24 protein-coding genes are annotated in these 23,718 nt (G+C 73.2%); 19 read left to right on the forward strand and 5 right to left on the reverse strand.

All coding sequences use genetic code 11. The annotated features are described in order from the left end of the window. Positions 1–57 precede the first annotated feature (57 nt). From ACGF3I_RS16100 to ACGF3I_RS16165, 14 genes are all read left to right on the forward strand, one after another. Complete coding sequence (locus tag ACGF3I_RS16100) at positions 58–1,725, forward strand: CTP synthase (RefSeq protein WP_393132329.1); 1,668 nt, start codon at positions 58–60, stop codon at positions 1,723–1,725. A gap of 104 nt (positions 1,726–1,829) precedes the next feature. Further along, positions 1,830–2,456 carry an NUDIX domain-containing protein gene (locus ACGF3I_RS16105; protein ID WP_393132331.1) on the forward strand — a complete coding sequence of 209 codons (627 nt, stop codon included), beginning with the start codon at positions 1,830–1,832 and terminating at the stop codon, positions 2,454–2,456. 308 nt (positions 2,457–2,764) lie between these two features. Further along, positions 2,765–4,792 (forward strand): tetratricopeptide repeat protein, encoded by a 2,028-nt coding sequence (locus ACGF3I_RS16110; RefSeq protein WP_393132333.1) that lies wholly within the window; start codon positions 2,765–2,767, stop codon positions 4,790–4,792. Between the two features lie 163 nt (positions 4,793–4,955). Beyond that, entirely contained in the window at positions 4,956–6,071 is a 1,116-nt protein-coding gene (gene ald / locus ACGF3I_RS16115) for an alanine dehydrogenase (RefSeq protein ID WP_393132762.1), read from the forward strand. Between the two features lie 404 nt (positions 6,072–6,475). After that, complete coding sequence (locus ACGF3I_RS16120; protein ID WP_393132335.1) at positions 6,476–7,627, forward strand: ParA family protein; 1,152 nt, start codon at positions 6,476–6,478, stop codon at positions 7,625–7,627. Further along, positions 7,612–8,142, forward strand: coding sequence for a hypothetical protein (locus tag ACGF3I_RS16125; protein ID WP_393132337.1), 531 nt, complete (start codon positions 7,612–7,614; stop codon positions 8,140–8,142). The genes ACGF3I_RS16120 and ACGF3I_RS16125 overlap by 16 nt, the downstream gene beginning before the upstream one ends. 51 nt (positions 8,143–8,193) lie before the next feature. Then, complete coding sequence (locus tag ACGF3I_RS16130) at positions 8,194–9,288, forward strand: segregation/condensation protein A (RefSeq protein WP_393132339.1); 1,095 nt, start codon at positions 8,194–8,196, stop codon at positions 9,286–9,288. An 8-nt stretch (positions 9,289–9,296) separates the two neighbouring features. Beyond that, positions 9,297–9,905 carry an SMC-Scp complex subunit ScpB gene (gene scpB, locus ACGF3I_RS16135; protein WP_393132764.1) on the forward strand — a complete coding sequence of 203 codons (609 nt, stop codon included), beginning with the start codon at positions 9,297–9,299 and terminating at the stop codon, positions 9,903–9,905. Next, complete coding sequence (locus ACGF3I_RS16140; RefSeq protein WP_393132341.1) at positions 9,905–11,059, forward strand: pseudouridine synthase; 1,155 nt, start codon at positions 9,905–9,907, stop codon at positions 11,057–11,059. Before scpB ends, ACGF3I_RS16140 begins: the two co-directional genes overlap by 1 nt. A gap of 163 nt (positions 11,060–11,222) precedes the next feature. After that, on the forward strand, positions 11,223–11,819 hold the full coding sequence (gene pnuC, locus ACGF3I_RS16145; protein WP_393132343.1) for a nicotinamide riboside transporter PnuC: 597 nt from the start codon (positions 11,223–11,225) through the stop codon (positions 11,817–11,819). Next, positions 11,816–12,904, forward strand: coding sequence for an AAA family ATPase (locus tag ACGF3I_RS16150; protein ID WP_393132345.1), 1,089 nt, complete (start codon positions 11,816–11,818; stop codon positions 12,902–12,904). The genes pnuC and ACGF3I_RS16150 overlap by 4 nt, the downstream gene beginning before the upstream one ends. Before the next feature lie 44 nt (positions 12,905–12,948). Continuing rightward, the gene (locus ACGF3I_RS16155) at positions 12,949–13,719 is read left to right on the forward strand and encodes an NUDIX domain-containing protein (RefSeq protein WP_393132347.1); all 771 of its coding nucleotides are present in this window, start codon (positions 12,949–12,951) and stop codon (positions 13,717–13,719) included. Beyond that, the gene (locus ACGF3I_RS16160) at positions 13,716–14,729 is read left to right on the forward strand and encodes an ADP-ribosylglycohydrolase family protein (protein ID WP_393132349.1); all 1,014 of its coding nucleotides are present in this window, start codon (positions 13,716–13,718) and stop codon (positions 14,727–14,729) included. The genes ACGF3I_RS16155 and ACGF3I_RS16160 overlap by 4 nt, the downstream gene beginning before the upstream one ends. 3 nt (positions 14,730–14,732) lie before the next feature. After that, on the forward strand, positions 14,733–15,485 hold the full coding sequence (locus tag ACGF3I_RS16165; RefSeq protein ID WP_393132351.1) for a DNA polymerase beta superfamily protein: 753 nt from the start codon (positions 14,733–14,735) through the stop codon (positions 15,483–15,485). Between the two features lie 57 nt (positions 15,486–15,542). On the opposite strand, the gene ACGF3I_RS16170 is transcribed toward ACGF3I_RS16165, so the two are convergent. From ACGF3I_RS16170 to ACGF3I_RS16180, 3 genes are all read right to left on the reverse strand, one after another. Then, positions 15,543–16,235 carry a DNA polymerase beta superfamily protein gene (locus tag ACGF3I_RS16170; RefSeq protein ID WP_393132353.1) on the reverse strand — a complete coding sequence of 231 codons (693 nt, stop codon included), beginning with the start codon at positions 16,233–16,235 and terminating at the stop codon, positions 15,543–15,545. 18 nt (positions 16,236–16,253) lie between these two features. Next, positions 16,254–16,739 (reverse strand): Rieske (2Fe-2S) protein, encoded by a 486-nt coding sequence (locus tag ACGF3I_RS16175; RefSeq protein ID WP_393132355.1) that lies wholly within the window; start codon positions 16,737–16,739, stop codon positions 16,254–16,256. 306 nt (positions 16,740–17,045) lie between these two features. After that, positions 17,046–17,381 carry a DUF952 domain-containing protein gene (locus tag ACGF3I_RS16180; RefSeq protein WP_393132357.1) on the reverse strand — a complete coding sequence of 112 codons (336 nt, stop codon included), beginning with the start codon at positions 17,379–17,381 and terminating at the stop codon, positions 17,046–17,048. Positions 17,382–17,585: 204 nt separating this feature from the next. Between ACGF3I_RS16180 and aroH the strand changes: the two genes are divergently transcribed. The 5 genes from aroH (at position 17,586) to der (ending at position 22,084) form a co-directional block, all read left to right on the forward strand. Then, a complete protein-coding gene (aroH, locus tag ACGF3I_RS16185; protein WP_393132359.1) occupies positions 17,586–17,948 on the forward strand; it encodes a chorismate mutase in 363 nt (120 codons plus the stop codon). Then, positions 17,945–19,030: a prephenate dehydrogenase gene (locus ACGF3I_RS16190; protein ID WP_393132361.1), complete on the forward strand. Its 1,086-nt coding sequence runs from the start codon at positions 17,945–17,947 to the stop codon at positions 19,028–19,030. Before aroH ends, ACGF3I_RS16190 begins: the two co-directional genes overlap by 4 nt. Before the next feature lie 186 nt (positions 19,031–19,216). Then, positions 19,217–19,924 carry a (d)CMP kinase gene (gene cmk, locus ACGF3I_RS16195; protein ID WP_393132363.1) on the forward strand — a complete coding sequence of 236 codons (708 nt, stop codon included), beginning with the start codon at positions 19,217–19,219 and terminating at the stop codon, positions 19,922–19,924. Beyond that, positions 19,882–20,565: a lysophospholipid acyltransferase family protein gene (locus ACGF3I_RS16200; protein ID WP_393132365.1), complete on the forward strand. Its 684-nt coding sequence runs from the start codon at positions 19,882–19,884 to the stop codon at positions 20,563–20,565. Before cmk ends, ACGF3I_RS16200 begins: the two co-directional genes overlap by 43 nt. Positions 20,566–20,635: 70 nt before the next feature. Beyond that, the gene (gene der / locus ACGF3I_RS16205; RefSeq protein WP_393132367.1) at positions 20,636–22,084 is read left to right on the forward strand and encodes a ribosome biogenesis GTPase Der; all 1,449 of its coding nucleotides are present in this window, start codon (positions 20,636–20,638) and stop codon (positions 22,082–22,084) included. 47 nt (positions 22,085–22,131) lie between these two features. On the opposite strand, the gene ACGF3I_RS16210 is transcribed toward der, so the two are convergent. Further along, positions 22,132–22,515, reverse strand: coding sequence for a hypothetical protein (locus ACGF3I_RS16210; RefSeq protein WP_393132369.1), 384 nt, complete (start codon positions 22,513–22,515; stop codon positions 22,132–22,134). A 220-nt stretch (positions 22,516–22,735) separates the two neighbouring features. Next, positions 22,736–23,509: a hypothetical protein gene (locus tag ACGF3I_RS16215; RefSeq protein ID WP_393132371.1), complete on the reverse strand. Its 774-nt coding sequence runs from the start codon at positions 23,507–23,509 to the stop codon at positions 22,736–22,738. Positions 23,510–23,718: the final 209 nt, after the last annotated feature.

Consider the following 23,718-nt stretch of genomic DNA (forward strand, 5'->3'; position numbering starts at 1 on the left):
CACACAGGGTGACCGGTACGCACCACAGACAGCGACCACGGGAGCCCCCTCTTGGCCATGCAGACTCGATCCTTGGCATCCTCGACGACCAAGCACATCTTCGTCACCGGGGGTGTCGCCTCTTCCCTCGGCAAGGGTCTGACTGCCTCCAGCCTGGGTGCGCTCCTCAAGGCGCGGGGGCTGCGGGTCACGATGCAGAAGCTCGACCCGTACCTGAACGTCGACCCCGGCACGATGAACCCGTTCCAGCACGGCGAGGTGTTCGTCACCAACGACGGCGCCGAGACGGACCTGGACATCGGCCACTACGAGCGCTTCCTCGACGTGGACCTCGACGGCTCGGCCAACGTCACGACCGGCCAGGTCTACTCGCAGGTCATCGCCAAGGAGCGGCGCGGCGAGTACCTGGGCGACACGGTGCAGGTCATCCCGCACATCACCAACGAGATCAAGCACCGCATCCGCCGGATGGCCACCGACGACGTCGACGTGGTCATCACGGAGGTCGGCGGCACGGTCGGCGACATCGAGTCGCTGCCGTTCCTGGAGACCGTGCGCCAGGTCCGTCACGAGGTCGGCCGCGACAACGTGTTCGTGGTGCACATCTCGCTGCTGCCCTACATCGGCCCCTCGGGCGAGCTGAAGACCAAGCCGACGCAGCACTCGGTGGCGGCGCTGCGCAACATCGGCATCCAGCCCGACGCGATCGTGCTGCGCGCCGACCGCGAGGTGCCGCTGTCCATCAAGCGCAAGATCTCGCTGATGTGCGACGTCGACGAGGCCGCGGTGGTCGCCGCGATCGACGCCAAGTCGATCTACGACATCCCCAAGGTGCTGCACACCGAGGGCCTGGACGCCTATGTCGTGCGCAAGCTGGACCTGCCGTTCCGCGACGTGGACTGGACGCAGTGGGACGACCTGCTCGACCGGGTCCACAACCCGCTGCACGAGGTGACCGTCGCCCTGGTCGGCAAGTACATCGACCTGCCCGACGCCTACCTCTCGATCACCGAGGCCATGCGGGCCGGCGGCTTCGCCAACAAGGCGCGCGTCAAGGTCAAGTGGGTCACCTCCGACGACTGCAAGACGCCGGCCGGCGCGAAGAAGACCCTGGGCGACGTGGACGCGATCGTGGTCCCCGGCGGCTTCGGCGACCGCGGGGTGAACGGCAAGATCGGCGCGATCCAGTTCGCCCGTGAGAACAAGGTGCCGCTGCTCGGCATCTGCCTGGGCCTGCAGTGCATCGTCATCGAGGCCGCGCGCAACCTGGCCGGCATCCCGGACGCCAACTCCACCGAGTTCGACGCGGCCACCGCCCACCCCGTCATCTCGACGATGGAGGAGCAGCTGGCGTACGTCGAGGGCGCGGGCGACCTGGGCGGCACGATGCGCCTGGGCCTGTATCCGGCGAAGCTCGCCGAGGGGTCCGTCGTCCGCGAGGTCTACGACGACCAGCCCTACGTCGAGGAGCGCCACCGCCACCGCTACGAGGTGAACAACGCCTACCGCGCGGAGCTGGAGAAGAAGGCCGGCCTGAGCTTCTCGGGCACTTCGCCGGACAACAAGCTCGTCGAGTACGTCGAGTACCCGCGCGAGGTGCACCCCTACCTCGTCGCCACGCAGGCCCACCCGGAGCTGCGCTCGCGTCCCACCCGCCCCCACCCGCTGTTCGCCGGGCTCGTCAAGGCGGCCGTCGAGCGCAAGACGGGCAAGCCCGCCAAGTAGGACCGCGCCGTCGCGCGCGCGTTAACGTTGCCGGGGTACGGGTCCTTCAGGGGCCCGTGCCCCGGTTTCTGTTTTTTTGCGCGCACTTGTGGGAGGACGCCGTCATGGCCATCGAGGACACCGCCGAACACTGGCAGATCGTGGCGACCGCCACCCCCTTCACCGGCCACAAGACGAGCGTGCGCACCGACGACGTGGTGATGCCCGACGGCACCGTCCACCAGCGCGACTACCAGGTGCACCCCGGTTCGGTGGCGATCCTCGCCCTGGACGACGAGGGGCGGGTGCTGGTGCTGCGCCAGTACCGCCACCCGGTGCGCCACAAGCTCTGGGAGATCCCGGCCGGACTCCTCGACGTCCCCGGCGAGAACCCGCTGCACGCCGCCCAGCGCGAGCTGTACGAGGAGGCCCACGTCAAGGCCGAGCGGTGGCACGTCCTGAGCGATGTGTTCACCAGCCCGGGCGGCAGCGACGAGGCGGTCCGGATCTTCCTGGCCCAGGACCTGTCCGAGGCCGACGGCGAGCGCTACGAGGCCGCCGAGGAGGAGGCCGACATGGAGCTGGCGCGGGTTCCGCTCGGCGACCTGGTGCGCGGCGCCCTCGCCGGGGAGCTGCACAACACCTGTCTGGTGGTCGGGGCGCTCGCGCTGTCGGCCGTCCTGGCCGGCGACGGGGTCGAGTCGCTGCGCCCGGCGGGCGCGCCCTGGCCGGCCAGGCCCTTCGAGGACTAGGCGGGGCCGTCGGCGCGGTGTCGTGGTGATGTGCCGGTGACGGCGGCCCGGGGGTGGGGTCCCGGTGAGGGGGTCCCGTGATCGGTGTTCCGTCAACGGTGTTCCGTCGGTCACATGCGGTCGGATGTGATCCTTCGAGCCGCACATCCGGTCCCGCTTGATCTGAAAATCTGCTGATCCGATCGGGGGACATCTCCGCCGCGCCCCGCCGCGCTCCACCCAAACGGTCACGAAGGGTGAACTACGCTCGGACTGCCCGTGCGGAGACCCGTGCGGCCCCAGGTGCTCAGGCGGACGGAGCGTGGCCCGTGACGGATCAGGCGGTGGACGTGGGTGGCGCTGCCGCCGGGCAGCGCACGGACCAATTCCTGGGCAGGCAGCGGGAGTTGAAGGAACTCCGGGCCGACATCGAGCGGGCCGGACTTGACACCCTGTCAGGAAAGAAGTCGCCCCGCGCCCGGGTCCTGCTCATCGCCGGCCGCCCGGGATCGGGACGCAGCGCGCTCGCCGCCGAACTGGCCCGCCGGGTGGCCGGCGACTACCCCGACGGACTGCTGCACACCACCCTCACCGAACCCGGCGGCGCCCGCGTCCCCGCCGACCGCGTCGCCCGCGACCTGCTCGACGCGCTGGACGTACCGGCGCCCCCCGGAGCGGGCGAGGACGAACTCGCCGAACTGGTCCGCGGCGCCCTGGCGCGGCGCCGGGCGATCGTGCTGCTCGACGACGCGGCCGACGCCGAACAGGTCGGCCCGCTGCTCCCCGACACCTCCCGGTGCCTGATCGTGGCGACCGCCGCGGGGCCGCTGACCGGTATCCCGGACGTGCGGCCCTGCACCCTGGGCGGCCTCGACGTGAAGTCGGCCGTCGAACTCCTGGAGGGCTACGCCGGATCGGTGCGCGTCACCGTCGACCCGCGGGCCGCCGAGAACCTCGTGGAGGCCTGCCAGGGCCAGCCCGCCGCGCTCGTCCTGGTCGGCGGCTGGCTCGCCGCCCGGCCCAAGGCCACCGTCGCCGACGTGGCCAAGCGGCTGCGCGCGATGTCCGACGAGGAGAGCGAACTCCCCAGCGCCGCACGGCCGTTGGCGCGGGCCTTCCGGCTCGTCCACGAATCCCTGTCGCAGCCGGCCGCCCGGATACTGCGTCTGCTCGCGCTGGCCCCCGCCGGGCTCGCCGACGCGCACACCGCCTCGGCCCTCGCCGGCTGCTCCATCTCGGGCGCCCGTACGGCGCTCGCCGACTTCACCGCGTACGGGCTGCTGCGCGAGGACCCGGCCGCGCCCGAGCAGTACCGGGTGCCCGGCGCGCTCGTACCGCTGCTGCGGGCGGTGTGCGAGGCCACCGACCGGCCCGGCGAGGTGCAGCTGGCCCGCGCCCGCATGCTGGAGCGGACGGTGCGCCTGCTCCAGTCCTGCCGGGCGGTCACCGAGCCGGAGGGCTCACCCGCCCGCAAGAAGCTCGCCGGTCTGCCGCGCGCCCTGCGTTTTCCGAACGCGCCCGTCGCCGACGCCTGGCTCACCAGCCGGCAGCCCGCGCTGCTGGCCTCCGCCCGGCTCGCCGTCCAGGACGGGGAACTCGACACCCTGGCCAGGCGCCTGGTGGCCGCGCTGGTGCGGGCGCTCGCCGCGCACCGGGGCGCCGAGGCCGCGGCCCCCGAGCTGTACGGGCTGCACCAGCTGGTGCTCGACGTGGCCGAGCGCCGCGGGCTGCACCGCGAGAGGGCCGCGGCCCTGCTGAACCTCGGCGACCTCGACGCCGGGACCGGGCGCACGGCCGAGGCGCTGGCCCGCTACCGGGCGGCCCTGGACGCCGGCCGCGCGGCGAACGACCCGTACGCGACCGGGCGCGCCATGGAATCCGTAGGCGGCGCCCACCAGGAGCTGGGGGACTGGCAGCGGGCCGCCGACTGGTACGGGCGCGCCCTGTCCCAGCGGCTGGCGCGCGGCGAGCGCGCGGACGAGGCCCGCCTGTACGGCCGGCTCGCCACTGTGCACACGTACGCGGGCCGCTACGGCGAGGCGCTGCGCGGCTGGCGGGCCGCGGTGGCCGGATACCGACGGCTCGGTGATCTGCCCAGCCAGGCAAGGGCGTTGAGCGAGGCGGCCCGGGTGCAGGAGTACGCCGGCCGCCCCGAGGAGTCGCTGCGCACCTGCCGGGAGGCGGTGGAGCAGGCCCGCAAGGCGGGTGATCTGCGACTCCAGGCCGCGCTCCAGCTCCGGCTCGCCGACACCCTGGACCGGCTCGGGGATCCCGCGGCGGCCCGGCTGCACCGGGCCACGGCCGACCGATTGCTGGAAGATGAGCCAGCGAGCGCCGGGGACCTGCGAAATCCGTAGCGCTTCGGCCAAAGATTAAAGCTTTGTAAGGGTAGACAGCGCGAAGACCTTCATTAGACTGGGTGAGCCGCAACGTCCTGCGGTGTCTCCCGGTGCGCCTGTTTGCGTACGGGTATGTATGACATTGCCCCCGTTTACCCCTGAGTCAAGGACCGTGATCGACGTGAAGGTCGGCATCCCCCGCGAGGTCAAGAACAACGAGTTCCGGGTGGCCATCACCCCCGCCGGTGTGCACGAGCTGGTGCGCCACGGCCACCAGGTCTTCGTCGAGCAGAACGCCGGTGTCGGCTCCTCGATCACGGACGCCGAGTACGTCTCCGCGGGTGCGGAGATCCTCGGCAGCGCCGACGAGGTCTGGGCCACCGCCGACCTGCTCCTGAAGGTCAAGGAGCCGATCGCGGAGGAGTACCACCGCCTCCGCAAGGACCAGACGCTCTTCACCTACCTGCACCTGGCGGCCTCCCGCGAGTGCACGGACGCCCTCCTGGAGTCCGGCACCACCGCGATCGCCTACGAGACGGTCGAGACCGCGAACCGGCAGCTGCCCCTGCTGGCCCCGATGTCCGAGGTCGCGGGCCGCCTCGCCCCGCAGGTCGGCGCCTACCACCTGATGCGCTCGGCCGGCGGCCGCGGCGTGCTCCCCGGCGGCGTCCCCGGCACCCACGCCGGCCGTGCCGTCGTCATCGGCGGCGGCGTCTCCGGCTGGAACGCGGCGCAGATCGCCGTCGGCATGGGCTTCCACGTGACCCTGCTCGACAAGGACATCAACAAGCTCCGCGAGGCCGACAAGATCTTCGGCACCAAGGTGCAGACGATCGTCTCCAACGCCTACGAGCTGGAGAAGGCCGTCGTCGAGGCCGACCTCGTCATCGGCGCGGTGCTCATCCCCGGTGCCAAGGCCCCGAAGCTGGTCACCAACGAGCTCGTCGCCAAGATGAAGCCCGGAAGTGTCCTTGTCGACATCGCGATCGACCAGGGCGGCTGCTTCGAGGACTCGCGTCCCACCACCCACGCCGAGCCGACCTTCATGGTCCACAACTCGGTCTTCTACTGCGTGGCCAACATGCCGGGCGCGGTGCCGAACACCTCGACCTACGCGCTGACCAACGCCACGCTGCCCTACATCGTGTCGCTCGCGAACAACGGCTGGGTCGAGGCGCTGCGCCGCGACGCCGCCCTCGCGCTCGGCCTCAACACCCATGACGGCCAGGTCGTTTACGGCCCCGTCGCCGACGCCCACGGCCTGGAGAAGGTCGAGCTGCACTCGCTTCTGGGCTAGGGAAACGCCGGTTCGTCAACGCGGACCGTCAACCTTCTGCATCCGGCCGGACCTTGTCGAGCGAGGTCCGGCCGGATGTGTGTCACGACACGTCCGGCCGCCCGCCGAGGGCTCGCTCAACTCGCCTCGAACGTAACCCTTTAACCGTTTGGCGCACTGGTGAAACGTGCGCGTGAGTGCCCGTACGCCCTTGACAGAAGGGTGTTCGGTTGCCGACACATCGGGCCGGGTCCGGTGGATTGTGTTGCTGCGGACCGGTGACACGCCATAGAGTCGCCAACCGTCGGCATGGTGCCACGCTGACCTATCGATAAAGTTTCCTGGTCACGTCCAAGGAGGTAAGACGACTTGTGAATGAGTCGACATTTACTCCCGGAGGTGGTCAGTCAGGAATCCCTGCGGGGATGTCCGTACGGGGCCAGAGCCCTTCGGGGCCCGAGGCTGTCGGCTCCGTCGCGGTCCGCACCTTCGAAACCACTCCGGCCCCCGCCGACGCGGGGATGGTCCCCACCCAGCACATGACGACAGCCCCACGGATGATGGACGGCCTACACGTGAACGCCACGGCCGGCAACGAGAGCGGCCGGGACACCGCCGCTCTCGCCGACTTTGAGGAAGTGCCCCAGGGCCACTTCTACGACCCCGACGCCGAGTACGAGCCCGACCCCGAGTACGCGGCCACCCTCGCCCCGGACGCTGCCCGCCAGCGCCGCGAGCGGATCGGCCCGACCGGACGGCCGCTGCCGTACTTCCCGATCCCGGGCCCGCTGACCGACCACGGCCCGGCCAAGATCATCGCGATGTGCAACCAGAAGGGCGGCGTGGGCAAGACCACGTCGACCATCAACCTGGGTGCCGCGCTCGCCGAGTACGGCCGCCGGGTGCTGCTCGTCGACTTCGACCCGCAGGGTGCCCTGTCGGTCGGCCTCGGCGTCAACCCGATGGAACTCGACCTCACCGTCTACAACCTGCTCATGGAGCGGGGCATGTCGGCCGACGAGGTGCTGCTCAAGACCGCGGTCCCCAACATGGACCTGCTGCCGAGCAACATCGACCTGTCCGCCGCCGAGGTGCAGCTGGTGAGCGAGGTCGCGCGCGAGTCCACGCTCCAGCGGGCGCTCAAGCCGCTGATGCAGGACTACGACTACATCGTGATCGACTGTCAGCCCTCGCTCGGTCTGCTCACCGTGAACGCCCTGACGGCCGCTCACAAGGTGATCGTGCCGCTGGAGTGCGAGTTCTTCGCGCTGCGCGGTGTCGCGCTGCTGACCGAGACCATCGAGAAGGTGCAGGAACGCCTCAACCCCGACCTGGAGTTGGACGGCATCCTCGCCACGATGTACGACTCCCGCACGGTGCACAGCCGTGAGGTCCTGGCCCGCGTGGTCGAGGCCTTCGACGACCACGTCTACCACACGGTCATCGGCCGCACGGTGCGCTTCCCGGAGACCACGGTCGCCGGTGAGCCGATCACGACGTACGCCTCCAACTCCGTCGGCGCTGCCGCCTACCGCCAGCTCGCCAGGGAGGTGCTCGCCCGGTGTCACGCCGAGTGAGTCTGCCCGGGGCCGACGAACTGTTCCGTACGACCGGGGGGATGGCGCTGTCGCCGTCCACCCCGCGCCGGGGGGCCAACGGCGAGCCGCGGGTGCCCTCCCCGGCGGGCGAGAGCGAGCCCACGACCGCCGAGGCGGCCGCGCCGGAGCACACCGCGGCCGACGAGGACTCCGGCCAGGGCGAGCCGCGCAGCCGCGGCGCCGCGGAGGCGGAGGCCGCCACGGCGCGGCGCGCCCCCGCACAGGGTGGCTCGGGCACCGCCAAGGAGCGGCGCCGCCAGCGGGCCGCGAACCGGCGGCCCAGCGGACGCGAGCGGCACGACGAGAAGATCACCGTGTACGTCTCCGCCGAGGAGCTCATGGACCTGGAGCACGCGCGTCTGGTGCTGCGCGGCGAGCACGGGCTCGCCGTCGACCGCGGGCGGATCGTCCGCGAGGCGGTCGCCGTGGTCCTCGCGGACCTGGAGTCCCGGGGCGACGCGAGCATCCTCGTACGGCGCCTTCGGGGGCGGTAGGGCTAGCCTGCCGCTACGCCCGCCGTTTTCCCGCACTCCCTGGACCACCCCTTGCCGACTGCCGACGAACCCGTCGCTCCTTCCACGCGTCGTGCGCTGGGGCGGGGGCCGGGTTCTCTCCCCACCCCGCCCCTTCCCGAGACCCTCCGGGGGTCGGACCCGGGTGCGGCGGAGGGGACGGCACCGGGGGCCGCGCCCCCGGACCCCGGCCCCGGACCCGGTGAGCCCGACCCCGACCCCGAGCCCGACCGTGTGCCCGACCGTGTGCCCGACCCCGAGCCCGACCGTGTGCCCGAGCCCGAGCCCGGCCACGTACCCGAGCCCGACCGTGCGTCCGAGCCCGGCGACGGCCGGTTCACCGTTCGGCTGGACAACTTCGAGGGGCCCTTCGACCTCCTCCTCCAGCTGATCTCCAAGCACAGGATGGACGTCACCGAGGTCGCCCTCTCCCGGGTCACCGACGAGTTCATGGCGCACATCCGGGCCATGGGGCCGGACTGGGACCTGGACCAGACCACCGAGTTCCTCGTCGTGGCGGCCACCCTGCTCGACCTCAAGGCGGCCCGGCTGCTGCCCGCCGCCGAGGTGGAGGACGAGGCCGACCTCGCCCTCCTCGAAGCCCGGGACCTGCTGTTCGCGCGGCTGCTCCAGTACCGGGCGTACAAGCGCGTCGCCGACATCTTCAGCGAGCGGCTCGACACCGAGGCGCGCCGGTACCCGCGCACGGTCGGCCTGGAGGCGCACCTCGCCGGGCTGCTGCCCGACGTGGTCATCAGCATCGGCGCGGAGGGCTTCGCGAAGCTGGCCGTCAGGGCGATGCGGCCCAGGGCGGCGCCGCAGGTGTACGTGGACCACATCCACGCCCCGCTCGTCTCGGTGCGGGAGCAGGCCGCGATCGTCGTGGCGCGGCTGCGGGAGGCCGGCGAGGCCAGCTTCCGGGTGCTGGCCGAGGACGCGCCGGACACCCTCACCGTGGTGGCCCGGTTCCTGGCCCTGCTGGAGCTGTACCGCGAGAAGGCCGTCGTCCTGGACCAGGACGAGGCGCTGGGGGAGCTGATGGTGCGCTGGAGCGGCGGCGAGGGCGACGGGGCGCCGCTGGTGACCGACGAGTTCGACCACGTGGTGACGGAGGAGGAGAGCGCGTGACGGAGGAGATGGAGCTGAAGCCCGCCCTGGAAGCCGTGCTCATGGTCGTGGACGAGCCCGCCACCGAGGACCACCTCGCGAAAGTGCTCGACCGGCCGCGGCGGGCCGTGGCGGACGCGCTGCGGGAGCTGGCCGACGAGTACACCGTCCAGGGCCGCGGCTTCGAGCTGCGCCTGGTGGCGGGCGGCTGGCGCTTCTACAGCCGGGCCGCGTACGCGGACGCGGTGGAGGGCTTCGTCCTGGACGGTCAGCACGCCCGGCTCACCCAGGCGGCGCTGGAGACCCTCGCGGTCGTCGCCTACCGCCAGCCGGTGAGCCGCTCGCGGGTCTCCGCGGTGCGCGGAGTCAACTGCGACGGGGTCATGCGGACCCTGCTCCAGCGGGGTCTGGTCGACGAGGCGGGCACGGAACCCGAAACAGGTGCGATCCTGTACAGGACGACGAACTACTTTCTGGAGCGGATGGGCCTGCGCGGCCTGGACGAGCTCCCGGAGCTCGCGCCCTTCCTCCCCGAGGCGGACGCGATCGAGGCCGAGACGCTGGAGGGTGTGCCGTCGTTCGATCCGGACGCGCCCGACGCGCCGGATACCCCCGCAGACGACAAGACGGAAATGTGATGCGAAGCAGCAGCGGCAGGAACAGCAGCGGAAACAACGGCGGGAGCCGTGGTGGCAACAGCGGCGGCCGCGGCAGCAGTGGCGGTGGCGGCGGCCGGGGCGGATCCGGCGGCGGCCGGGACGGCCAGCGCCAGGGCGGCGGCCCGCGCCAGAGCGGCAGCGGCAAGCCGCGTCCGCTGCGTCCCGAGGAGCGCACCTACGACGTGCCCGGCGACGCCCCCCGCGGCGGACGCGGCGCCTCGGCGCGCGGCGGCGCCAAGGGCGGCCCCAAGGCGCCCCAGGGCGGCACCCCGGTGCGCCGCGGCCCGCACGGCCAGCGCCTGGGCCAGGCCCGTCCGCGCGAGCTCGACGCCAAGATCGAGCAGCGCAACCGCGACCGGTACGCGGACAAGCCGGATGTGAAGACGCCGAAGACCTTCCCCGGGGCCGAGCAGGAGGGCGAGCGGCTGCAGAAGGTGCTCGCCCGGGCCGGCATGGGCTCGCGCCGCGCCTGCGAGGAGCTGATCGAGCAGGCCCGCGTCGAGGTCAACGGCGAGATCGTCCTCGAACAGGGCAAGCGCGTCGACCCGGAGAAGGACGAGATCAAGGTGGACGGTCTGACCGTCGCCACCCAGTCGTACCTGTTCTTCGCCCTGAACAAGCCGGCCGGCGTCGTCTCCACCATGGAGGACCCGGACGGCCGCCAGTGCCTCGGTGACTACGTCACCAACCGCGAGACCCGGCTCTTCCACGTCGGCCGTCTCGACACCGAGACCGAGGGCATCATCCTGCTCACCAACCACGGCGAGCTGGCCCACCGTCTGACCCACCCCAAGTACGGCGTGAAGAAGACCTACCTGGCCGCCATCACGGGCCCGCTGCCGCGCGAGATCGGCAAGCGGCTCAAGGAGGGCATCCAGCTGGAGGACGGCTACGCGCGGGCCGACGCCTTCCGCGTCGTGCAGCAGACCGGCAAGAACTACCTCGTCGAGATCGAGCTGCACGAGGGCCGCAAGCACATCGTGCGCCGCATGATGGCCGAGGCCGGCTTCCCCGTCGAGAAGCTGGTCCGCGTCGCCTTCGGCCCGATCGGGCTCGGCGACCAGAAGTCCGGCTGGCTGCGCCGCCTCACCAACACCGAGGTCGGCATGCTGATGCGCGAGGTCGACCTCTAGGTCCGCCCAACTCCGGCCGCCCTAGCCCGGTTTCCCGTTCCGTAACGGGGAGCCGGGCTCTGTCGTCGTGTGCGCCCCCCGAAACCCCGTGCGCCCGTCCGAACAGGCTTGTGCGCCCTCCGCGCCGACCTTTATAGTCACAGTGACTATTAAGGAGGTCGGCGTGAGCCTCACCTGGACCGAGATCCTGGGCTTCGTCACGGGCGCGCTCTGCGTCTGGCTGGTGGCCCGGCAGCACATCGCCAACTGGCCGGTGGGGCTGGCCAACAACGTGTTCTTCATCGTGCTGTTCCTCCGGTCGGGCCTGTACGCCGACGCCGGCCTCCAAGTCGTCTTCATCGCCCTCGCCGCGTACGGCTGGTGGACCTGGGCCCACGGGGGTGGACCAGGTTCCGGCACGCTCGCGGTGCGGCGCACGACCCGCACCGAGTGGCTGTGGCTGCTCGCGGCGGGGGCGGTGGGGACCCTCGCGCTGGCTCTCCTGCTCGGCGCGGCCACCGACTCGACCGTCCCGTTCTGGGACGCGCTGACCACCGCCCTGTCCCTGACGGCGACGTACGGGCAGTGCCGCAAGCTCGTCGAGTCCTGGTGGCTGTGGATCGCGGCGGACGTGGTCTACATCCCGCTCTACGCCTACAAGGAGCTCTACGCGACCTCGCTGCTGTACGCCGGCTTCCTCACCCTGTGCCTGATCGGGCTGCGCAACTGGCGGCGCGAGCTCGGCGCCCGCCCGGGGCGGCTCGCGGAGGTGGCGGCGTGACGACCCGTCTCCATCAACACGGCCTGGTCCTCGGCAAGTTCTACCCGCCGCACGCCGGCCACCACCACCTCGTACGCACCGCGGCCGAGCGCTGCGAGCGGCTCACCGTGCTGGTGTGCGCGGCCTCCGTCGAGACGGTCCCGCTCGCCGAACGCGTCGAGTGGATGCGCGCGGCCCACCCGGACGTCCGCGTCCTGGGCGCCGTGGACGACACGGAGATGGACCTGCACGACCCGGCGATATGGGACGCCCACATGGCCGTCTTCCGGGGCGCCGTGCCCGAGCGGGTCGACGCGGTGTTCACCTCCGAGTCGTACGGCGACGAGCTGGCCCGGCGCTTCGGCGCCGAGCACGTCCTGGTCGACCTCGACCGCACGCTGTTCCCGGTCTCCGGCACCGCCGTGCGCAAGGACCCGGTCGGGGCCTGGGGGTTCCTCCAGGCGCCCGTACGGGCCTGGTTCGCCCGGCGCGTGGTCGTGCTCGGCGCCGAGTCCACCGGCACCACCACCATGGCCCGCGCCCTGGCCGCCCACTACCGCGCCCGCGGCGGGGTCTGGGCCACGACCCGCTGGGTGGCGGAGTACGGGCGCGAGTACAGCGAGGGCAAACTGGCCGCGCTGCGCGCCCACTGCCGCCAAGCCCAGTGGGAGGACGTCGAGTTCGGCTCGGACGAGTTCCCGGTGATCGCCGAGCGGCAGAACGAGCGCGAGGACGCGGCCGCCGGGCTCGGCTCGCCCGTGCTGTTCTGCGACACCGACTCCTTCGCCACCACCGTGTGGCACGAGCGCTACATGGGCGGCCGCAACCCGCGCGTCGAGGCGGTCGCCGAGCGGGCCGCGCCGCACCACCTGTGGCTGCTCACCGACCACGAGGGCGTGCCCTTCGAGGACGACGGGCTGCGCGACGGGGAGGAGCTGCGGCCCTGGATGACCGACCGGTTCCGGGCCGAACTGACGCGTACGGGGCGGGAGTTCATCGAGCTGCGCGGCCCGCACGAGGAGCGCCTCGCCACCGCGGTCGCAGCGGTGGACGCGTTGCTCGACCGCGGCTGGGGCCTCGCCGACCCGCTCCCGGAACGCCGGTGACCGCCGCGGGGCGGCCGGGGGGCGCCCGGGAGGCCGGGGGAGAGGTGCCCGAGAGGGCCGGGCCGGGCGCACCGGGCGGGCGGCCCGAGGGATACGACCCGTACGCCTTCGAGCCGTTCGCCGTCACCGTCGACCTCGCCGTGTTCACCGTGCGCGAGGGGGCCCTGCACGCCCTGCTCATCCGGCGCGGCCAGGACCCGTACGCGGGGGCGTGGGCGCTGCCCGGCGGGTTCGTGCTGCCGCGCGAGTCCGCCGAGCTGGCGGCGCGGCGCGAACTCGCCGAGGAGACCGGCCTGTCCGACGCCGTCGTCGCCGGGCTGCACCTGGAACAGCTGCGCACCTACAGCGAGCCGGACCGCGACCCCAGGATGCGCGTGGTGTCCGTGGCGTACACCGCCCTCGTGCCCGACCTGCCCGAACCGCGCGGCGGGGGCGACGCGGCGCACGCCGCGTGGGTGCCCGCCGACGGCCACCGCGACCTCGCCGTCGACCTCGCGTTCGACCACGCCCGGATCCTCGCCGACGCCCGCGAACGCGTCGGCGCCAAGCTGGAGTACACCTGCCTCGCCACCTCCTTCTGCCCGCCCGAGTTCACGCTCGGCGAGCTGCGGCAGGTGTACGAGACGGTGTGGGGCACCGCGCTCGACCGCCCCAACTTCCGCCGCAAGGTGCTCGCCACGCCCGGCTTCGTCGAGCAGGTGGCAGGGGCCTCGCGGCTGACCGGCGGCCGGGGCAAACCGGCCGCGCTCTACCGGACGGGCCCGGCCACCGCGCTGCACCCGCCGCTTCTGCGCCCGGAGGGACGACCGTCATGAACCGTGCCGCGAAACAGACCGCCACCGGAGCCCTGATCGGCCTCGCGCTGGGGGACGCCCTCGGCTTCCCCACCGAGTTCAGCGACGTGCCCGCCATCCTCGCGAAGTGCGGGCCGTGGCGCGAGATGGCGCTGCCCAAGCCCGCGATCGTCACCGACGACACCCAGATGACGCTCGCCCTGGGCCGCGGCATCCGCACCGCCATGGACCGCGGGCTGCTCGGCCCGCTGCGCCTGGAGCGGCCGGTGCGCGAGGAGTTCGTCGACTGGTACCGGTCGCCCGACAACAACCGGGCCCCCGGCCGCACCTGCCTGGTGGCCTGCGCCCAGCTGGCCGGCGGGCTGCCCTGGCAGCAGGCGAGCCAGATCGACTCCAAGGGCTGCGGCGCCAACATGCGGGTCGCGCCGCTCGGACTCGTCCCGGGGCTGAGCGAGGAACAGCGGGCGGGCGCGGCCCAGTTGCAGTCCGCGCTCACCCACGGCCACCCCACCGCGCTCGCCGCCTGCGACCTCACCGCCCGAGCCGTGTACCTGCTCGCCCAGGGCGCGGACCCGGCGGGCCTGGTCGGCCGGCTGCGCTCGTACGCGTACGAGAACCGCACCCGGTACCACGACCGCTGGCTCGGCGACCTGTGGACGCGCTCTCAGGATCCGACGCCCGCGCACTTCATCGCGCGCGGCTGGGACGACTGTCTGGACGCGCTCGACCGGGTGCTCAAGGCGCTGCGCGACCCCTCGCCCGAAACCGACCCGTGCCTGGACACCGGCGACGGCTGGATCGCCGAGGAGGCGCTCGCCACCGCCCTGCTCTGCTTCCTGCTCTTCCCCGACGAGCCCCTCACCGCCCTGCGCCGGGCCGCCTGCACCCAGGGCGACTCGGACTCCATCGCCTGTCTGACCGGCGCGTTCGCGGGGGCCCACCTGGGCGTCGCGGCCTGGCCCAAGGAATGGGCCGAGCGCATCGAGTACCGCAGCGAACTCCTGACCCTGGGGGCCCTCTGGGACGCTTGACCCATGATCCCCCTCAAGCCCGCCACCCTCGCCCCCGCAATCGCGGACCAGCCCGACCCGGTGCTGTTCGCCACGGTCTCGGGCGCGCACCTCTACGGCTTCCCCTCCCGCGACTCCGACGTCGATCTGCGCGGGGTCCACCTCCTGCCGACCGAGGCCCTGCTGGGACTGGGCCGGCCGGAGGAGACGCGGTCGCGGATGTGGGACCGGAACGGGGTGGAGATGGACCTCGTCACCCACGACCTGCGCAAGTTCGTACGCCTGATGCTGCGCAGGAACGGTTATGTCATGGAGCAGCTGCTCTCTCCCCTCGTTGTGCACACGACGGACGCGCACGCAGAACTGGTTGCACTCGCGCCGGACGTGCTCACCTCCCACCACGCCCACCACTACCGAGGGTTCGCGGGCACGCAGTGGCGGCTGTTCGAGAAGAGCGGTGAACTCAAGCCTCTGCTCTACGTGTTCAGGGTGCTGCTCACCGGCATCCACCTCATGCGCAGCGGCCAGGTGGAGGCGGACCTGACGCGGCTCGTCGGCGAGGTCGCGGCGCCCGGCTATCTGCCCGACCTGATAGCCGTGAAGGCCGAGGCCGAACACGGCGCGGCGACCGGACTCGACCACGAGCGCGTCGCCACGGACATCAAGGCGTTGCACAGCGCCCTGGACGAAGCACAGGCCGCCTCGTCCCTGCCCGAGACCGCCGCCGGGCACGATGCGCTGCACGACTTCGTCGTCCGCGTACGCCTGGGGCGCTGAGCCCCGCGCGCCCGGCCCGCGGGGTGGGCGCTGCCTGAACCCCCTGCCGGAGGTCAGCTACGCGTCCGCCTTCAGGGCCGAGTCGCGGCGCGTGCGGTACAGGAAGTCCGCGATCCGCGCCCGGTCCGGCTCGGTGGGCAGGGGGCTGCGCAGGGCCGCTTCGGCGGATTCGGCGGCGAGGTTGGCCATCGCGGACTCCACCTCCGGCCACGCCACCTCGCCCCGCTTGACCGCGAGCAGCCACTCGCGCTCCGCGCCGACGTCGATCGTGAGCACGCCGGTGCGCAGCAGGTCGCGGCAGCTCATCAGGAGCCGCACCAGATGCATGGCGTGCTTCCAGCGGGGCGCGCCGTGTTGGCGCACGTCCGCGTCGAGCTTCTTGCGCTGGCCCAGCGCGTACCGGGTGAAGGTCTCATGGGCCTGCCGGGAGAGGAACGACCCGCGCAGGGCCAGGAGTTCCTGCCCGGTGGCGTCGGCGTACTGGACCAGCGGGGAGTGCAGGCACTCCAGGGCGTTCGGGTTGGCGCGCAGGGCCAGCTCGCAGAACCGCTCCAGCTCCCAGCTGAACTGCTCGTCCGCCGGGCCCTCCACATGTGCCGGGGGCTTCTCGAAACGCCAGAACAGCGGGGTGGGCGCGAGGTAGATGCCCCGGATGTCGGTGTCGCTGTCCTCGGTCGCCAGGCCGAAGGCGCGCGAGCCCATGACACAGGAGTAGACGGTGTGGCCGGTCACGAGCTGCTCGGGGGTCATGGCGCCCATCGTCCCCGGTCAGGGCAGCAGGATCGAATCCTTATCCACGGTGATCCGGCGCGCGGGCAGCGGACGCTGCGCCGGCCCCTGCGCCACCGAGGCGTCCGTGATCCGGTACTTGCTGCCGTGGCACGGGCAGTCGATGGTGCCGTCGGCCACGGTGGAGACGGTGCAGCCCTGGTGGGTGCAGATCGCCGAGAAGCCCTTGAAGGTGCCGGCCTGCGGCTGCGTGACGACGACCTTCTGGTCGGCGAACACCTTGCCGCCGCCGACCGGGATGTCGGAGGTCCGGGCGAGGACCTGCCCGGCCCCGGCGGACGGACTCGACTGGCCGGGCGAGGCGGACGGGGCGCCGCTCGGCGCGGACGCGGAGGGGGATGCGGCCGGGGTCGCCGCGGCGTCCCCGCCGCCCCCGGAGCCCGAGCAGCCGGTGAGGGCCGCCGCGCCCGCCGCGCCCGCCGCCATGAGTACCGTCCTGCGACTGTTGACCGCTTCCGCTTCCATCGGGTGCTCCTCGGATCGTCACGCCGGGCGCGGGGCCCTCACGCCGGACGCGAAGTGGTACCCGCGCCCGGACGGCGCGCGGCAGGAGCATCCTGGCGTCGAAGGGCGCCGCGGCGAAGCACCGACGGGCCGCATGTTCCGCGCGCCCGGCGAGCGCACGAGCCCCGCCACCGGCCCTGCGCCACCCGCGCGCGGGCCCGCGCACGCCCCGCCGCCGGCCCCCGGGCCGCCCGCACGCGGGCCCGCGCACCCCCCGGGCCACCCGGCAGCGCGCCCCACGCCCCCGAGCCCCGCCCCCCCCGCCCCTCAGCCGCGCGGCGTGAGGGCGACCGCGTGGCCGTCCCCGTCCCTGCGGACGTCGAGCACCGCCGTCACGGCCGTCCGCGCGATGGGCCCGTACACGTGCGGGAACAGCACCCCCGCGCTCCCCTCCCAGCGCACCTCCGCATCGAGCGCCGACTCCTCGACGCACAGCACCACCAGCGGGCCCGGCGCCGCGCGGTAGCGGGCGTCGACGACGGCCAGGGCCGCCGCCTCGTCGGCCGAGCAGTGCACGAAGCCCTCGGCGTCCAGCGAGGGCGGGCGGTAGGGCAGAGCGGGGGAGGCCGACCACTCGTCCAGGGGAACCACATGCAGGATCATCCGTCGGTTCTACCCCGCGCCCCGCCCGGCGAGGGACGGCGGGGCCCGGATCGCCCGGGCGGCGCAGCCTCCCCGCCCGGGCCGACCGCCCGGGTCACCGCCGGGCCTGCCCCGCGCGGCCGCCTCCCTCGCGCCCGGCCGCGGACCGCGCTGACTACGCTGATCGGGAACGAAGAGCGAAGGCCGAGGTCCGAGGAGAACGTCGTGGCGGTACGAGCGGTACGAGGGGCCGTCCAGCTGGAACGGGACGAGGCCGGGCACATGGAGGAGCAGGTCGGCGCGCTGCTCACCGAGGCACTCGACCGCAACGGCCTCACCGCGGACGACCTCATCAGCATCTGGTTCACCGCCACCCCCGATCTGCACAGCGACTTCCCGGCCGCCGCCGCACGCCGCCTCGGCCTCACCGACGTGCCGCTGCTCTGCGCCCAGGAGCTCGACATCGCGGGGGCCATGCCCCGGGTGGTGCGGATCCTCGCGCACGTCGAGACCTATCTCGACCGCTCCGAGATCGCCCATGTCTACCTCGGCCCCGCCGCCGCCCTGCGCAAGGACATCGCCCAGTGAGAACCGCCCTCGTCATCGGTACCGGCCTCATCGGCACCTCCGCCGCCCTGGCCCTCGCGAGCCGCGGGATCACCGTGCACCTCGCCGATCACGACCCCGGCCAGGCCCGGACCGCCGCCGCGCTCGGCGCCGGCACGGACGAGGCGCCCGAGGGCCGCGTGGACCTCGCCGTGATCGCGGTGCCGCCCGCGCACGTGGCCACCACCCTGGCCGGGGCGATCCGCGCCGGCCTGGCGCGCGGCTACATCGACGTGGCCAGCGTCAAGGGCGGCCCGCGCCGCGAACTGCTCGCGCTCGGCTGCGACCTCGGCTCCTACATCGGCACCCACCCCATGTCCGGCAAGGAGCGCTCCGGCCCGCTGGCCGCCACCGCCGACCTCTTCGAGGGCCGGCCCTGGGTGCTCACGCCGACCCGGGACACCGACACCGAAGTGCTCAACCTGGCCCTCGAACTGGTCGCCCTGTGCCGCGCCGTGCCGGTCGTCATGGACGCGGACGCCCACGACCGGGCCGTGGCCCTCGTCTCGCACACCCCGCAGCTGGTCTCCTCGATGGTGGCCGCCCGCCTGGAGGAGGCCGACGAGACGGCGGTACGGCTGTGCGGCCAGGGCATCCGCGACGTGACCCGCATCGCCGCCTCCGACCCCCGGATGTGGGTGGAGATCCTCTCCGCCAACCCCGGCCCGGTCGCGGACGTCCTGTCCAAGATCGCCGCAGACCTCGAAGGGACGGTGCGCGCCCTGCGCTCCCTCGAGTCCGCCGACGAGGACGAGCGGACCGGGGGCGCGGCCGGCATCGAGGACGTGCTGCGGCGCGGCAACGCCGGCCGGGTCAGGGTGCCCGGCAAGCACGGCGCGGCGCCCGCCACGTACGAGGTCGTCGCGGTGCTGCTCAGTGACGAGCCGGGCGGGCTCGCGCGGCTCTTCGCGGACGCGGGCCGGGCCGGGGTCAACATCGAGGACGTCCGCATCGAGCACGCCACCGGCCAGCAGGCGGGCCTGGTCCAGCTCATGGTGGAGCCGGCCGCGGCCCCGGGCCTGACCGCGGCGCTGCGCGAGCGGGGCTGGTCGATCCGGCAGTGACGCGCGCCGGGGCCGGCCCGCCCCGCCCTGCCGGGGCCGGTCGAGGGCCCGTCGGGGGTGGGCCGGCGGCCGGCCCACCCCCGCCCGGGGCCGTCCCCGACCGGGCGGGACGGGGGCCTCGCACGAGCCAGTAACCTTGTAGGGGGCGGAAGTGCGCCCCGAGCATCCCCACCCCGTACCAGGAAGGTGTCCGTCACCGTGGAAAGCGCCGCCCGGACCACTCCGGCAGCAGTGATTGTCGCCATCGACGGCCCCTCCGGCACCGGCAAGTCCAGCACCTCGCGCGCGGTCGCCGCCAAGCTCGGTCTGAGCTACCTCGACACCGGGGCGCAGTACCGGGCGATCACCTGGTGGATGATCACCAACGGGATCGACATCACCGACCCCGCCGAGATCGCCGTCGCGGCCGCCAAGCCCGTCATCGTCTCCGGCACCGACCCGTCGGGGCCGACCATCACGGTCGACGGCGAGGACGCCTCGGGACCCATCCGCACCCAGGACGTCACCTCCAAGGTGAGCGCGGTCAGCGCCGTGCCCGAGGTGCGCGCCCTGATCACCCAGCTCCAGCGGGACATCGCGGCCGGCGCCGAGCAGGGCATCGTGGTCGAGGGCCGTGACATCGGCACCACCGTGCTGCCCGACGCCGACCTGAAGGTGTTCCTCACCGCCTCTCCCGAGGCGCGCGCGGCCCGCCGCAGCGGTGAGCTCAAGGGCGCCGACGTGAGCGCCACCCGCGAGGCCCTGCTCCAGCGGGACGCGGCCGACTCCGGCCGCAAGACCTCCCCGCTAGCCAAGGCCGGGGACGCCGTCGAGGTGGACACCACCGAGCTCACCCTCGACCAGGTCATCGAGTGCGTCGTCACCCTGGTCGAGGAGAAGCGGGCCGCCAAGTGACGGTTGTCTCCCCGCGGGGCGCCGAGATCGGGCGCCGCATCGGCGTCGGCCTGATGTACGGGCTGTGGAAGCCCCGGGTGCTGGGCGCCTGGCGGGTTCCGGCCAGCGGCCCGGTCATCCTGGCCGTGAACCACTCGCACAACATCGACGGCCCCATGGTCATGGGCACCGCCCCGCGCGGCACCCACTTCCTGATCAAGAAGGAAGCCTTCGTGGGCCCGCTCGGCCCCTTCCTCGAAGGCATCGGCCAGGTGAAGGTGGACCGGTCGGGCGCCGACCGCGCCGCGATCACCGACGCGCTCGCCGTGCTCGACGGCGGCGGCGTCCTCGGGATCTTCCCGGAGGGCACCCGGGGCGACGGCGACTTCGCCTCGCTGCGGGCCGGGCTCGCCTATTTCGCCGTACGGTCGGGCGCGCCCATCGTGCCGGTGGCGGTCCTGGGAAGCACCGAGCGCCGCGGCCGGTTGATAAAGGGGCTGCCGCCGCTGCGCAGCCGCGTCGACGTCGTGTTCGGAGACGCCTTCGCGGCGGGTGACGGCAGCGGCAGACGCACCCGCACAGCCCTGGACGAGGCCACCGTCCGCATCCAGGACCGGCTCACCGGCCACCTGGAGACCGCCAGGCGCCTGACCGGGCGCTAGGCCAGACTTTCAGTAGTGGACCGCCCGATCGCGGTCCACCGATCACCACGATGAACGAGGTACGGACTTCATGAACGACCAGCACGAACACGGAGCTCTCGGCGACGCCGAGTTCGCGGAGTTCATGGAGCTCGCCGCCGAAGAGGGCTTCGACGTCGAGGAGGTCGAGGACGCGCTCGGCGAGGCCGGCCACGGCCCGCTCCCCGCCCTCGCCGTCGTCGGCCGCCCCAATGTCGGCAAGTCGACCCTGGTGAACCGCATCATCGGGCGCCGCGAGGCCGTCGTCCAGGACAAGCCCGGTGTCACCCGCGACCGCGTCACCTACGAGGCCGAATGGGCCGGCCGCCGCTTCAAGGTCGTCGACACCGGCGGCTGGGAGCAGGACGTCCTGGGCCTCGACGCCTCGGTCGCCGCCCAGGCCGAGTACGCCATCGAGGCCGCCGACGCCGTGGTCTTCGTGGTCGACGCCACCGTGGGCGCCACCGACACCGACGAGGCCGTCGTCCGCCTCCTCCGCCGGGCCGGGAAGCCGGTCGTGCTCGCCGCCAACAAGGTCGACGGCATGTCCGGCGAGTCCGACGCCGCGGCCCTGTGGTCGCTGGGCCTCGGCGAGCCCTTCCCGATCTCGGCGCTGCACGGCCGCGGCACCGGCGACCTGCTCGACGAGATCCTCAAGGCGCTGCCCGAGGCCCCGCCGCAGCGCTTCGGCACCGCGACGGGCGGGCCCCGCCGCATCGCGCTGATCGGCCGCCCCAACGTCGGCAAGTCCTCGCTCCTGAACCAGGTGGCCAAGGAGGACCGGGTCGTCGTCAACGAGCAGTCGGGCACCACCCGCGACCCGGTGGACGAGTTGATCGAACTCGGCGGAATCACCTGGAAGTTCGTCGACACGGCCGGCATCCGCCGGCGCGTCCACCTCCAGGAGGGCGCCGACTACTACGCCTCGCTGCGCACCGCCGCCGCCGTCGAGAAGGCGGAGGTCGCGGTCGTCCTCATCGACACCAGCGAGTCCATCTCGGTGCAGGACCAGCGCATCATCACAATGGCCGTGGACGCCGGACGCGCCCTGGTCATCGCCTACAACAAGTGGGACACCCTCGACGAGGAGCGGCGCTACTACCTGGAGCGCGAGATCGAGACCGAGATGCAGCAGGTCGCCTGGGCGCCCCGCGTCAACGTCTCCGCGCTGACCGGCCGCCACATGGAGAAGCTGGTCCCGGCGATCGAGACGGCGCTGGCGGGCTGGGAGACGCGCGTCCCCACCGGCCGCCTCAACGCCTTCCTCGGCGAGCTGGTGGCCGGCCACCCGCACCCGATCCGCGGCGGAAAGCAGCCCCGCATCCTCTTCGGTACCCAGGCGGGCACCAAGCCGCCCCGCTTCGTCCTCTTCGCCTCGGGCTTCATCGAGGCCGGCTACCGGCGCTTCATCGAGCGCCGGCTGCGCGAGGAGTTCGGCTTCGACGGCACCCCGATCCACATCTCGGTGCGGGTGCGCGAGAAGCGCGGGCGCAAGAAGTAACTCCCGCACGGGAGCCCGCGGGGGAGCGCTTCCCGCGCGGGAGAAGGTCAGAGCCCCCGGCGGGGGCCGGGCGGCAGTGCCGCCGGGAGCTGGTGCCCGGCGTACTGCCGCCCGTTGGCGTTCATCGCCGGGTGCACGTGCCAGTTGCCGGCGTACGTGACCGGGAAGTGCTGGGTCTGGTGGCCGCCCTGCTGGCCGGTGCGGGCGCTGTGCATCCCCGTACCGAAGCCGCCGAGCACACCGAACCCGGTGAAGCCGAGGTCCTCCTCGCCGGACCGGTCACCGGGCAGGGCGCGGAAGGACCGCAGGTACTCCGAGTACAGCGCGTCGTAGATGGGCGTCGCGGAGTGGGTTCCCGAGGCCTCGCCCGAGGGGCGCATGGCGGGGATCTGGGACTGGTACGGCTGGCGGGAGGGGTCGTATGTGTGCACGTATGTGCCAACGACCCCGTACGGCCGGGGATGCGGGGTGTTCCGGCTTATCGGAAGCACGGCCGGCGCCGGGCGCCCCGCCTCGGTTCGGCCCGCCGCGGGCCCGGGCCCGGCCGCGGGCCCGCCGCCGCCCACGCGTGCGCCCGCCCCGGCGCCGGCCGGGACGGGCGTGTGACGGGGCCGCCCGGGCGTGGGGCGGCCCTGCGGACCAGGGGCGGGATCAGGTGCCGGCCAGCGGCATGGCGGCGGCCACCAGGCGGCCGTCGGCCGCGGCCTTCTCCAGGGCGTCCCTCAGCAGGTCCTCGCGCGGCTGCTGGCCGACCGCGCCGACCGGGACCGCGTAGACCAGCACGCGCTGCGACTTGTTGGCGGCGGCGCGCCAGCCCTCCGTCACCTGGAGCGGCTGGTGGGCCTGCCACCACGACACCGAGCTGCTGCCGCCGCCGGTGCCGGGCTGCAGGACGGCGTGCAGCTGGCCCATCGCGAGCAGGACGGACCAGCCGGCCAGCACCGACGGCGCCCGGCCCATGTCGGTCACCGGCACGAAGCCCTGCTCGATCAGGAGCGGCAGGAATTCGTCGGAGGTGCCGCCCGAGCCGGGGCGGGCGATCGGGCCGGTCGGCTCGACGACGAGCGCCGGGTGCAGCTCGCCCTCGATCAGGACCAGGCCGCTGGTGATGCCGAGCACGGCCTGCTCGGGCGCGCCCGGGGACGGGTCCTCGCCGGTGATGGAGCGTACGGCGCCCTGGAGCTGCTCCTCGGCGACCTGGACGACCTGGGAGGGGATGCAGCTGGCGTGGGCGAAGGCGAGCACGGCCGTTTCCTCGCCCACGAACAGGACGGTGCTGGTGCGCTCCTGCTCGGAGTCGCCCGGCGTGCGGCAGGAGGTGCAGTCGTAGCTGCCCGGGGCGTTCTCGCCGGCGAGCAGCCGCTCGGCTTCTTCGTCGCCGATCTCGGCGCGGACGTCCTCGCTGACGTCGAGCATGCGCGGCACGGGTGGCTCCTAGGAACTGAGTGGATGCGCCGGGCGGTTCCCGGCTTCTCTCGTACGAACGACAACGGAGGATCCGCGGCCGGAGTCACGCGCGCGGGCGCACGGGATCGAACCGGGGTGAGCGGGGGACGGGGGGCGCGGGCAAAACCGTTCACTCTTGGTCAACCCCCGCGGGCCGTCGCGCAGTTGACGGGAAGCGGGCCGGGTCG

This window comes from Streptomyces sp. NPDC048111 (genome assembly GCF_043202815.1).
GTDB lineage: Bacteria > Actinomycetota > Actinomycetes > Streptomycetales > Streptomycetaceae > Streptomyces.

Coding starts and splice junctions, on each gene's coding strand:
- ACGF3I_RS16100 (WP_393132329.1), top strand. CDS start 58: ATGCAGACTCGATCCTTGGCATCCTCGACGACCAAGCACATCTTCGTC.
- ACGF3I_RS16170 (WP_393132353.1), bottom strand. CDS start 16,235: ATGACCCCCGAGCAGCTCGTGACCGGCCACACCGTCTACTCCTGTGTC.
- ACGF3I_RS16165 (WP_393132351.1), top strand. CDS start 14,733: ATGATCCCCCTCAAGCCCGCCACCCTCGCCCCCGCAATCGCGGACCAG.
- ACGF3I_RS16120 (WP_393132335.1), top strand. CDS start 6,476: ATGTCCGTACGGGGCCAGAGCCCTTCGGGGCCCGAGGCTGTCGGCTCC.
- ACGF3I_RS16175 (WP_393132355.1), bottom strand. CDS start 16,739: ATGGAAGCGGAAGCGGTCAACAGTCGCAGGACGGTACTCATGGCGGCG.
- ACGF3I_RS16180 (WP_393132357.1), bottom strand. CDS start 17,381: ATGATCCTGCATGTGGTTCCCCTGGACGAGTGGTCGGCCTCCCCCGCT.
- scpB (WP_393132764.1), top strand. CDS start 9,297: ATGGAGCTGAAGCCCGCCCTGGAAGCCGTGCTCATGGTCGTGGACGAG.
- ACGF3I_RS16140 (WP_393132341.1), top strand. CDS start 9,905: ATGCGAAGCAGCAGCGGCAGGAACAGCAGCGGAAACAACGGCGGGAGC.
- ACGF3I_RS16105 (WP_393132331.1), top strand. CDS start 1,830: ATGGCCATCGAGGACACCGCCGAACACTGGCAGATCGTGGCGACCGCC.
- ACGF3I_RS16160 (WP_393132349.1), top strand. CDS start 13,716: ATGAACCGTGCCGCGAAACAGACCGCCACCGGAGCCCTGATCGGCCTC.
- der (WP_393132367.1), top strand. CDS start 20,636: ATGAACGACCAGCACGAACACGGAGCTCTCGGCGACGCCGAGTTCGCG.